At 42.5% G+C, this 11844-nt stretch carries 11 protein-coding genes; 1 reads left to right on the top strand and 10 read right to left on the bottom strand.

What is annotated here, in order from left to right; all coding sequences use genetic code 11:
- Positions 1-272 precede the first annotated feature (272 nt).
- The 8 genes from nadD to ACQKL6_RS10190 all read right to left on the bottom strand — a co-directional run bounded on the left by nadD (position 273) and on the right by ACQKL6_RS10190 (position 8961).
- On the bottom strand, positions 273-926 hold the full coding sequence (gene nadD, locus ACQKL6_RS10225; RefSeq protein WP_402867874.1) for a nicotinate (nicotinamide) nucleotide adenylyltransferase: 654 nt from the start codon (positions 924-926) through the stop codon (positions 273-275).
- A 16-nt stretch (positions 927-942) separates the two neighbouring features.
- Positions 943-1569 (bottom strand): arylformamidase, encoded by a 627-nt coding sequence (gene kynB, locus ACQKL6_RS10220; RefSeq protein ID WP_427651036.1) that lies wholly within the window; start codon positions 1567-1569, stop codon positions 943-945.
- A gap of 23 nt (positions 1570-1592) precedes the next feature.
- Positions 1593-2438, bottom strand: a complete 846-nt coding sequence (gene kynA, locus ACQKL6_RS10215) for a tryptophan 2,3-dioxygenase (protein ID WP_407407141.1) — start codon at positions 2436-2438, stop codon at positions 1593-1595.
- Between the two features lie 16 nt (positions 2439-2454).
- Positions 2455-3804 (bottom strand): amino acid permease, encoded by a 1350-nt coding sequence (locus tag ACQKL6_RS10210; protein ID WP_403123682.1) that lies wholly within the window; start codon positions 3802-3804, stop codon positions 2455-2457.
- A 14-nt stretch (positions 3805-3818) separates the two neighbouring features.
- Entirely contained in the window at positions 3819-5105 is a 1287-nt protein-coding gene (kynU, locus tag ACQKL6_RS10205; RefSeq protein ID WP_427651035.1) for a kynureninase, read from the bottom strand.
- Positions 5106-5142: 37 nt separating this feature from the next.
- Positions 5143-6657: a carboxylesterase/lipase family protein gene (locus tag ACQKL6_RS10200; RefSeq protein WP_427651034.1), complete on the bottom strand. Its 1515-nt coding sequence runs from the start codon at positions 6655-6657 to the stop codon at positions 5143-5145.
- 159 nt (positions 6658-6816) lie between these two features.
- A complete protein-coding gene (locus ACQKL6_RS10195) occupies positions 6817-7230 on the bottom strand; it encodes a MerR family transcriptional regulator (RefSeq protein WP_402955940.1) in 414 nt (137 codons plus the stop codon).
- A gap of 81 nt (positions 7231-7311) precedes the next feature.
- Entirely contained in the window at positions 7312-8961 is a 1650-nt protein-coding gene (locus ACQKL6_RS10190; RefSeq protein WP_402955938.1) for a SulP family inorganic anion transporter, read from the bottom strand.
- A 619-nt stretch (positions 8962-9580) separates the two neighbouring features.
- Here ACQKL6_RS10190 and ACQKL6_RS10185 point away from each other — a divergent pair.
- The gene (locus ACQKL6_RS10185; RefSeq protein ID WP_427651033.1) at positions 9581-10333 is read left to right on the top strand and encodes a CPBP family intramembrane glutamic endopeptidase; all 753 of its coding nucleotides are present in this window, start codon (positions 9581-9583) and stop codon (positions 10331-10333) included.
- Between the two features lie 58 nt (positions 10334-10391).
- Here ACQKL6_RS10185 and ACQKL6_RS10180 read toward each other — a convergent pair whose 3' ends face one another.
- Positions 10392-11513, bottom strand: coding sequence for an NADH-dependent flavin oxidoreductase (locus ACQKL6_RS10180; RefSeq protein WP_403123671.1), 1122 nt, complete (start codon positions 11511-11513; stop codon positions 10392-10394).
- Positions 11514-11532: 19 nt separating this feature from the next.
- Complete coding sequence (locus tag ACQKL6_RS10175) at positions 11533-11841, bottom strand: iron-sulfur cluster assembly accessory protein (protein ID WP_402867864.1); 309 nt, start codon at positions 11839-11841, stop codon at positions 11533-11535.
- Positions 11842-11844 lie beyond the last annotated feature (3 nt).

The following is an 11844-nucleotide window of genomic DNA, read 5'->3' as shown; positions in this document are numbered from 1 at the left end:
TCAGTTTTCTGATCAGCAAATATTCTGTTTTCTTTTTTACGTATCCCTACCTTAAAGCAAAGTATCCCAAGTTGTCAACTGTGTTTTTTGTCTTCCAGACCGTTTTAAGCATTCCCGTTAAGAATGCTCCCTTCCAAATGCCCTATACTATTACGTTTAGCACCGCTTCAACTTTTTATAATATTCTGATTAAATTTCATTTTCAATCTAAATCACACGAGTTAAATAAAAAAGGAAAGAGCCCACATCACCTAAGTGATTGGGCCCCTTCCTTAAACATTTTGAGTTGTTTTATAGAGTCCATGATCTACAATATACTGATAACAAACATCTGGCAGTAAATATCTTGGCTCTCCGCCCATGCTGAACTCGTCTCTTATATATGTTGAACTGATTTCCATGGAAAGACCTTTATCAATTAGGTGAAATGTATTGCCATTATCATAATTTCTCAGTAAAGGGCTTTTGGAGATGACCTTGAGCATATCTATTCCTTCTCGGGCCATGATAATGAATTTATGATTCGCAATCAATTTTTCTCTGAATTTCCAGCGAAGATGCACCGGTAATTCCTGATTATCCATATCTTGAAGCAAATCGGCCCCCATGATGAAATATACCTCATCCTTCGGATACTGCGCTTTAAAGTACTCCATCGTATACCATGTATACTGTTTGCTGATTCCTGCTCGTTCATATATTTCATAATCACTCACTTCAAATAACGGATTTTCCTTGATGGCGAGACTTAGCATATTCCAGCGGTGCTCATTGCTTGTTTTCATCTGTTTATCAATCCGATTATTGGCACATGGTAAAAAAATGACTTTATCAAGCTTGGCTCGATGCGCAATGGTCGATGCCGTCCATAAGTGTACATTCGTAATAGGATCGAAGGAAGATCCATAAATACCGATTTTGCTCATCGTTATCTCTCCTCACCTAATCCTTTCGTTTCAACACCGCTCTGACCGGACTGCCATCCCCCTTCTCCAAAGCGAGTGGCAGTGCGGCCAAATCATACAGACCCGGTTCTACGCCTTGAAGAACAAGGCCTTCAAGAATGTGAATCCCGCAACTTGCCAGGGCATGGTGAGCAGGTAATTCTTTACTGTCTAGATAATCGACGGAAGGCAAATCCAATCCGAGCAATTTCACCCCTTTTTCAGCTAAGAAGGAGGCTAAGTCCGGTTCGATTGCCGGAATTGCATCAGGGAATTGGCTGAGGTCCTTCCACTTCCCCGTTGCCAGCAATAATCTCTCGATCCCATTCAATTCGATGTCAACTAAAGCTTCTATCCCAATACTTCTATCGACATCGACCTGGACGACAAGTGCTTCCCCGATATATAAATCCAAGTCCAGCTCCAGGATTTTCTTTCCTTCTTCATCAAAATGAAAAGGTGCGTCAATATGTGTACCTAAATGTGTGCTCATGCGAATTTCGCCAACATTTACGGAAGATCCCCTGGCTATCTCAGCATTCAAGCGATAGGAATATGGTGTATCTCCTGGCCAATATGGCGTATTTTCTTTAAGCGGCTGAGAAATATCTTTCCATTTATGCATCGTTACCTCTCCAATCATTCCGTTCACAATTTTGTCCGAAGTGTCCAAAGTTCGGGGAAAAATGGCTGATTCACTACCTTCTTTAAATAGTTCACGCCAGTAGAACCTCCAGTTCCCATTCTCTGTCCTATAATCCGCTCCACCGTGCTCATATGATTGAATCTCCAGAACTGCTGTTGACTGCCGATATCCACCAGTTTTTCAGCCAATTCATATAGATCCCAATATTGCTGTACATCCCTGTACACCGCGAGCCAGGCTTTCTCGACACTCTCGTTTTCCACATAAGGTTCTGACCAATCTCTGTTCAACATCGATTCTTCAATAGAAAACCCCCTCGCGGCCAAGGCTCCAATTGCCGCATCGTAAATACTGGGCTTATTCAACTCGGACACCAGGGATTCATAAAGGTCAGGCTGATGACGAAACACGGCCAAGATTGGCTTGTTTTTTTGTCCCATTGCACTTTCAATCATTCGGTTTTGAAAGGATTGGAAGCCCGATGAGTTTCCGAGTTTATCCCGGAACTCCATATAGTCGGATGGGGTCAAGGTCGAGAGCACATTCCATGACTGAACGAGCTGCTGTTGAATTCTCGAAATCCGTGATAGCATCTTGAAGGAAGGTTCCAATCTTCCTTCCGTGATATGCTCCGTAGCCGCAGTCAATTCATGAAGAATCAATTTCATCCATAACTCGCTGGTTTGATGGATAACGATAAATAGCATTTCGTCATGATGACCGGAAAGCAACCTCTGACTCGATAATACTTGGTCCAAATTCAGATAGTCACCGTAGGACATCTCTTTTTCAAAATTCGTTACCATTCCTTCTTCCAAGCGACTTTCTTCGATTGATTCCTTATCCATGCATGCGTCACTCCCTTTATCTTCTTTTTACTCTCATCATCAACATGTATGTGAGCCATAGAAAGATCAACCAAGGAATACCGAACTGCAAAACGATTTTAAAGGGTTCGGTAAACCAGGTTGTTACCGTTAAGGCCAATAGAAAAACCGCTCCAAGTATCGTTAAATAAGGATAACCGTACATTTTGACAGGTAATTTCCGCCCCCCTGTTCTTTCCCAGTTTCGCCTGAAAAACAGATGGGAGATGAACACCATGAACCAAGTGAAAATGGCCCCGAACATCGATATCCCCATCATGAATGCATAAGATGTATCGGGAAGAATGACCTTTATCCCCGCAGCCAGAAAAATACCCAATGTGGAGATGAGCAAGGCGCGGACCGGTACTCCTTTTCGACTCACTTTCATAAAGAAAGGCGGTGCCTGCCTTTGTTCGGATAGTGAAAAGATCATTCTTGTGGAAGCATAAAGCTGACTATTCATTGCTGATAAAGCTGCCGTCAAAATGATAAAATTCATGATTCCGGAGGCTCCCGGGATATTTAATATTTCCATGACCTTCACGAATGGGCTCACTTCAACGCCCGCTTCCTGCCATGGAACGATCATCAACATGATGCCGATTGTCAGTACGTAAAAAGTCGACAGCCTGAAAACGGTTGCCTTCAAGGCTCGTGGTACAGCGATATCCGGATCTTTGGCTTCTCCTGCAGTCACTGCAATCATTTCTGTCCCTAAAAAGCTGAAGAGAGAAATGAAAACAGCCACCCATAATCCCCAAAAACCAAAAGGCATGAACCCCCCTGCATTCACATAGTTCTCCATCCCCATTCCCGAGGCTGGTTCGGCACCAATCAAAACATAAGCTCCCAGTAAGATGAAAATGACGATGGCGCTGACTTTAATCAAGGAAAATACATATTCAAAATTCCCGAAAGTATTGACACTGGTTGCATTTACATAGATGAGTAAGGCGGCAAAAAGAAAAATCCACACACTCCCTGGTACATCAGGAAACCAGTATTTCATATAAACAGCGATTGCACTGACTTCGACCCCAATGGCAAGGACATTGGCTATCCAGTAGGAATATCGGACAAGAAAGCCTGCAAGTGGACTGATGTACTTCTCGGCAATCGTCCCAAAGGATCCGGAAGTTGGATAAGCGACCGTTATTTCCGCCAAGCATCCCATTAATAACAAAACAACGAACGCACCGACAGCATAGCTAATCAATACGCTTGGACCGGCTATCGATATCGCTAGACCGCTCCCTAAAAACAAGCCGGTCCCAATCGCACATCCCATTGCGATCATCGTGATTTGATTGGTTGATAACTCTCTTTTCAATTTATTATTTTCCATGTTTCTTTTCCAAACTAGGCAATGATTCCCCGTATATTTTCATAACTCTCATATAACTTCCCTTGCATGATTTTTTTTAGTGCCTGGACCGTTTCCCATACTTCCTGATAGGAGGTATAGAGGGAGACAGGTGCAACCCGGATCATATCCGGTTCGCGGTAATCCGGAATGACGCCCTCATTCTTCAACGCTTTACATATCCGTGCTGCTTCTGGGTGCTCAAGGATAATATGAGCCCCCCTTCGAAAATCATCTCGAGGGTTCCCGAATGAAAACCCATACTCCATAAGTTCAGAGTCAATCAAGTCCATAAAATATTGTGTCAAAAGCAAAGATTTTGTACGAATCTGTTCGATACCCACTTCGGCAAACATTTCAAGCGAACCGACTAGTGGAGCCATACTTAATATATGTGGCGTTCCGATCTGAAAGGCCCCTGCTGAATCAGACTTGGAGAATGAGTGTTTCATGTCGAACTGTTCATCCTTTTTTGACCCGAACCATCCAGTCAACCCTGGCCTTTTATCGAAATGTTTTCGATTGACATATAAGCCTGCAACACTTCCCGGTCCTCCATTCAAATGTTTATAATTACACCAAAATGCAAAGTCGACCTCCCACTCGTCAAATTGGTGTGGAACAGCACCCACTGAATGACACCCATCAAACCCAATGATGATTCCTCTAGTGTGCGCTTCCTTTGTTAATCGTTTCATATCCAGAATCTGTCCGCTGCGGTACAAAACCGTTGGCAACACGACCAAGGCTACTTCCTCTGACATCGCGGCAATGATATCGTCTTCCATAAGAAGTTTACCATCACGGCTTTTCACCTGCACTAAATGTGTTTCCGGATCAAGCCCGTGTAGCAAAAGCTGGCTTTGAAGCGCATAAATATCACTCGGAAACGTCAGCTCATCGGCCAATATCTTGTTCCGTCCTTCCTTCGGTTCAAAGAAAGTTGCCACCAGCTGATGAAGGTTCCCTGTCGTCGAGCCACTCATAATTACTTCATCACCTGACGCCCCCACCAAAGGGGCACTCAACTCTCCCAATCTCTCAGAGAAATAAAACCAAGGGTTATCACCTTCCGTCCATCCCTCGATTCCATATCTCTTCCAGTCTTCCAATGAATTCAAAAGACTTTTTTCCGCCCGCTTCGATAATAGTCCCAATGAATTTCCGTCCATATAGATGGTCCCGGGAGTCAAGTAAAATTCCTTCCGATAAATGGCTAAGGCATCACATTGGTCCAATTTTCCTGCAAACTCTTTCGTTGGCTGAAAATGATATGTATCCATGTTTATTTTCCTCCGTTTCTTCCATGCTGGTTTTCTTTCATTTATATATTCTTACACCCTCCCAAACCAACCGGTGAACCCTATTGGGATCCTTTTCTATATAATCCCTTTTATCAAAAATCATCGTATAGTGATTCGTTTCGTCATACTTCGGCCAGACTTCTCCTTCCGGCGGATTGGGATTCCCATATTTCGCAAAGTTAATCCAGTGACCTTGCATCCGTCGAGATAATTTCAAGGCAGCACGCTTAGCGCCAAAGGCAGTAATCCGTTTTCCAACTATAGAATCGAAAGTCTGGAAAACATATAAAATCTCCATCCCATGCGTCGCCCCTAGTTTGCTAAACTTTAAAGAGGGGGTTTGGTAATCGAAGCGGTACATCCATGTTTTCTCCTGATGGCTGTATGCCTCTGCATACCAAACCGAAGGCATATGAAAAGTCGCATCACGCCCCAAGCCTAGGGTAGCCTCTTTATTAGGGAAGGTTAGGTAAGCGTTGGTGATTCGCTCCTCCGCTTCAGGATCTGTATTTTCGAACATCTTATGAATCATTTCTTCGGTTGTCGGAATTAACGGGGGATCCATTTGGTCAAATAAAGTCGCTTCATCTTTATTTGTACCAATAAGAAGGGGAATTCCAGCAGTGGCTCCTGAACGAATGGCTTCCAATGGATAGTCAGGTAAAAAGTCACCATCAACGACTGGACCAAAAGAAAGCGAACCAGGGAGATCTTGAGAGTTTTGCTGTAATAATTCATATGAAGCTGTAACGATTTTCTGGACGGGAAGTGTTTTTAACACATCGACTTCATTCTCTTCAATCCCGAGAATATCGAGAAATTTCTTACTGAACTGTCGTGCAAAACCTTTTCCGTAAACTGAAGTAGGAGCAGGACTTTGGGCAATGGCCTGTTTAAAAAGCCCTCTTGCAGAAGGTACTGTGAGTAAAGTCGTAACGGCATTACCACCAGCTGATTCACCAAATACCGTAACATTCTCCGGGTCTCCTCCAAATGCTACAATATTCTCTTTTATCCATTTCAACGCAGCGACTTGGTCACGTAAACCTAGGTTGGAATCAAAGAGTTCCTCCTCATGATTCCACTCCGTAAAATCCAAATATCCTAAAGCACCTAACCGATAATTGATGCTTACAACCACTACATCTCCTGTTTTGGCTAACACATGACCGTTGTACATATCAATCGAACCCGATCCCGTAATATATGCTCCACCTGGAATCCAAACCATGACCGGGCGCTTCCGATCATCAGCATTAGGAGACCAGATATTCAGGAATAAACAATCCTCATCCATTTCTTCACTGCCTGTCATCCCCATCCTGGCTGCCCTTTCCAAAGGTTGTGGTGGCACAGCGCCGAAATTGACTGCATCCAGGACACCGTTCCATCTTTCAACAGGCTCCGGGGAGCGAAAACGCAATTCGTCGATTGGAGCTCTCGCATACCTGACGCCTTTCCAAACGCCTACACCATTTTCTACAGTTCCTTGAAGATGCCCTTTTGCCGTCGTTACAATTGAACCAATCATCCACTCACCCTTTCTAAATCTATATATTATAGTTCTTCTTTTCCCATTCCCCTATCTCCTTCCCCTTTGCCGAAAAAAAGTTTTTATTACTCTTACAAGCTACGGAAAAAATAAAAAAAAGACCAAAGTGGTCTTTTTTGAATGAGGAAAAACTCTTGTTCATGTAAGCGCGTTCATGATACTAATCAAAGATCCGCCTCTTAGGGAGAGCTGATGAACAGCAAACTTCAGTTGCTGTTCATCCAGCTTTTCCAAGAGTGGCTTTAATTCAAGAACTTCCCGCTCCAGTTCTTTCAGGTTTAAAGAAATCTTATCGACTTTTGCTAGTACCTCTCCCGAATCCACAGGTTTGTCGGACCAGATCTGCAGCCGCTCCTTGATTTCGGTCAACGGCATGTTTTGCTCTTTATATCGATCGATCATACTAAGTCGATTGAGCGCATCCTTCGTATAATATCGATACCTCGATCCAGTCTTCTCATAGGTGAGCAATCCCAATTGTGTATAATAGTCTATGGTTCTCCTTGATACATTAGCTAGTTCAGCAAGCTGGCCAATCCGATATAAATCCATCCAGACAGTCACCTTCTTTTATAATCTCTCATTACGGTAACTATACCATAAAAAGCCGAAAGGATGACTTTAGGGTTACATCTATAAGACTACTTGATCTGATTTGACATTTACATATTGCTTGGCAAAATATAAAGCTTCTTCCTTGGATTTAAAGAAATGCTGTTTTTCTATTTTATGATATAACCCGGTACTTATTAGCAACTCCTTAGGTTGTTGCTGAATTCCGGAGATGACTAATTTCCCTTTATATTTCCTTATTCGATTGACAATAGCCAGCAGAGCGGCCTCGGCTGACGTATCCATATAGGATACCCTTCGCATGCTCAATACTAAAACGCCCGTCTTATTATCCAAATTTTCCAAAATATTAGATTCCAGTACATCAATGGATCCAAAGAATAAGGGACCTTCCAAATTGTAAACATCGATTCTTGAATCCGAGCTTGCAGTCGTTGGAATAATTTCCGGATAAACTTCGTGACTTCTTTCCCTGATTTTTAATGAGTGGCTCATCTTAATGATAAAGGTGATGAAGGCAATCAATAAACCGATACCGACACCCATGATTAAATCCGTTAAAACAGTGACAAGAAATGTCACAAACAGTACAACAGAATCAGCCGACCTTGTTTTTAAGACATGGGCAAATTCCTTCCGTTCACTCATGTTCCAAGCGACAAACATGAGGATTGGCGCCATGCTGGCTAAAGGAATATGTGTGGCATAAGGAGATAAGACGAGCAGGACCATCAAGACCACGATTCCATGGATAATCCCTGACATTGGTGACACGGCCCCAGTCTTAATATTCGTGGCCGTTCTGGCAATAGCACCTGTAGCCGGGATTCCGCCAAAGAATGGTGTAGCGATGTTGGCTATGCCTTGACCGACTAATTCCTTATTGCTATCGTGTTTTGATCCACCCATGTTATCTGCCACGGTTGCCGATAACAATGATTCAATTCCACCTAATAATGCGATTGTAATCGCCACTGGGAGAAGGTTGATAATGATTTCCACCGAAAGCTCTGGCACTTTAAATTCAGGGAAACCTCTTGGAATCGCTCCATATGTAGATCCAATCGTAGCCACCTTACTAGGGAAGAAATAGAAGGCTACCACTGTGGAAACAAGTAATCCAAGAAGAGGTCCTGGTACTCGTGGAAGTACTTTCGGTGCTAACAGGATCACAATAAAGCATATTAGTGCCACACCTATGCTATAGACATTTATCGTATCTGCTTTAACCACCAATTCTTTCATATTAGCTAAAAACGTTTCATGCTTTTCCACCTTCATGCCTAAGAAGTTAGCAATTTGGCCGGAAAAGATGATGATCGCAATGCCTGTCGTAAAACCAATGATAACGGGGCGGGGAATGAATTTCATCATATTCCCTAATTTAAGCAGTCCCATCACCACCAACATAATCCCGGCTAAAAACCCGGCAATGAGAAGACTTTCGTAACCGTATTGCATGACGATTCCAAATAGTAATGGAACAAAGGCTCCAGTCGGCCCACCAATTTGGTACTTAGACCCACCCAAAAGCGAAATGAGAATTCCTGCAATGATCGTCGTATACAAGCCATATATGGGTTCCACTCCGGATGCAATGGAAAAAGCTAGTCCAAGGGGAATGGCTACCACTCCCACTACCAGGCCTGCTGTCAGGTCTTTTTGAAATCCTTTCATGTTGTATCCTTGGAATCTACTATCCTTCATCATAAATTCACCCTCACATCCTTCATTTTTTTAGTCCACTCTATTGAAAACGGTTATTGAAAAAAAGTAGGTGTACATATTTTGGGGTAGCGACGTAGTCGCCTTACATCTTAGAAAAAGAAAAAGTGTAAGGGGAGTTTTCTTTTCACGGTAAACCTTTGAGGATTTGATAGATTGTAAGAAGTAACTCTCATATGTAATCTCCTTTGTCGGGTTTATTCATGGTTTCGAACCATGTTCCCATATTATATAGTAAAACGTAAAACTGTACATTACTTACATTGTAAACAATTCTTTACAATTCATTACGTTTTGATTACAAAATAGGACCATCCCTCTACACTAGTAAATTAGGTGCCCGACCTATTAATGAGTTTTAGGAACATAGAATGCGAGTCCATATACCTGAAACAAAAATTGGACAAATGAAAGGGCTTGTCGTCTTCGTATTGAGTAACGATGGTAGAGATGCGAATAAAAGAGGCGCAAAAGAAATAAGCTGATTTCTTTCTGCGCCTTGTATGTTAATCTTCAGCCTGAAAGGTAGCAGGATTAATCCAATCGAGCAACGAATATTTAACACAAACCAGGGGAGATGATGACTTATATAATGAAAAATGAAATGACGTTCAAACGACCTTATTTAACTCTTATCGGACTTGAAATCATCACTTTGCTTTTCGTTTCAACAGGGGCTGCCATCACTGAAATAACAAAGATGAGTAACCCCATTGCGCCTTTTATGGGCTTCATTCCGCTAGCACTCCTCTTGATTTTTTATTTTACTATAAAGAATCGATGGGGCACCTTTTATTTTCATTCAATCCGGAAGCTATCCGTCCGGGAATGGGTTTTATATACGCCCTTGCTCTTCTTTTTAATCCTTCTTGTCATCTTCAACGAAGGAGTGTCCATTCAATCCTTTTCTTATCTAGTCTTATTAAGTTTGGGGATTATGACAAATGCCTTTGTCGAAGAATCCGTATTTCGTGGCTTGATGCTGAAGATCCTCCTACCAAAGGGAGAGATCAAGGCCATCATCATTTCAAGCTTATTCTTCGGGATTGGGCACTTTGCCCAGGCATTTCAAAATCCATCCTTTTCTATTTTCATACAAGTGTTCTATGCATTACTAATAGGTCTCGTCTTAGCTTTACTCGTCATTCAAACTCAATCGGTCATCATTCCGATCATCTTTCACTTCCTCCATAACCTTTTGCAATATACCGGTCGAATTGTTTCAGATGTTGCCACGATACGAATGACGGATATTATTTTAATAGCTTTTCTCATCATTTATATCATTGGTTTGCTTATGTTTAGAAAAAAGAAGAGAAGCTCTCATTCTCATTCATCGGTTACAATCGATAGATAAATTTCATCCAAAAAAATACCCGTCCTTAACAAAGGACGGGATCATTTATTATTCATACTCAATCCACGACTGGAAGCCAGCCTTTTACATTGATTAATTTTTCCCAAAGGGGATCTGGAATGACCAATTCATCTTGATCCTTCTTCGAAAGTGTCGTGCGTATTTCCTTTTCTTTACCGGCCTTGATTTTTTCAATCCAGTACGGTTCCATAAGCAGCTCCCTGCCAAGTGCAATAAAAGGAACGCCCGTTTCCATGGCCTCTGCCACTTCTTCAGGTGTATGAAGGGCCCCTACTCCGATTACTGGAATTCGATTGCCCACTTTTTCATATATTTTAACGATTCTCGATTCCGTTCTATCACTCTCACGGAATGAGCCGTTCCAGAAATGGCCTACCGATACATGGATGTAGTCCAGGTTTTGATTCGCAAGCCGGTCTACGAATTGAAGCGTATCATCCAAAGTGATGCCAGGCTCGCTACCCTCTTCCGGAGAAATGCGGTAGCCGATGACAAACGGATTTTTCGCATGCTCTTCCACAGTCTTTTCTACTTCATTAACAATGGAAAGTGGGAAAATCATACGTTTTCCAAGCGTTCCCCCCCATTTATCTGTGCGACGGTTGGAATGAGGAGAGAAGAACTGCTGAAGTAAATATGTATTCGCCCCATGAATCTCGACACCATCAAATCCTGCTTCGATGGCTCTTCTCGTTGCCTCTCCAAACGCTTTAATCACTTCTTGAATTTCATCTTCCGTCATTTCACGAGGAACAGGTGCACCCTCGCTTGAAGCAACGCTGCTTGCAGAAACAGGTTGATTATCTGGTAATAAATCCGGCGGACTTTGGCGACCTCCATGATAAATTTGTAAAATGGCTTTGGCCCCTTTGCCTTGAATGGTTTCTGCCACTTTTCGGAGTGATGGAATGAATGCATCATCATCAGCACTGAATTGGCCAGGGAATCCTTTTCCACCTGCAATTACATAGGCACACGCTGTGATTACCGTACCCACTCCTGCCGAACGCTCTGCATAATAAGCTAATTCCTCTTCCGTCACGTATCCTTGGTCATCTGAAGAATAATGCGTCATCGGTGCCAACATGATACGGTTTTTCACTTCGACCCCAGAAGAGAATTTATATGGTTGAAAAAGCTTTTCGTATAATTCTGTCATGCCTAATTCCCCCTAATTTTTAATGATGGTGATGGCCGTGAGGCTCTTTCGAAGGATTGGTTATTTCGAAACCTTCTTCTGGCACATAAAAATATTTAATCCATACTCCGTCCAAGAATTCTTCACGTGAATCCAGCAGTATATCGATATCCTTATCCGTCTTGACAATTTCATCATGCTCCGTCGGAACATCAAGCTTCATCTCATAGTGGGCATGATCGCCGTGCATATGCGTGATATACACCCGAATCATTTTCCCTTCCGCTTCTTCGCTACTCAACATCTTTTGTAATACCTTTGCTGCATTTCGATTAATCTTGCATTTCATATT

It is taken from the genome of Peribacillus sp. NPDC097197, from assembly GCF_050278025.1.
Lineage (GTDB): Bacteria > Bacillota > Bacilli > Bacillales > DSM-1321 > Peribacillus.
Note: the sequence above shows the minus strand (reverse complement) of the source record. Positions and strands in the feature narration are given on the sequence as shown.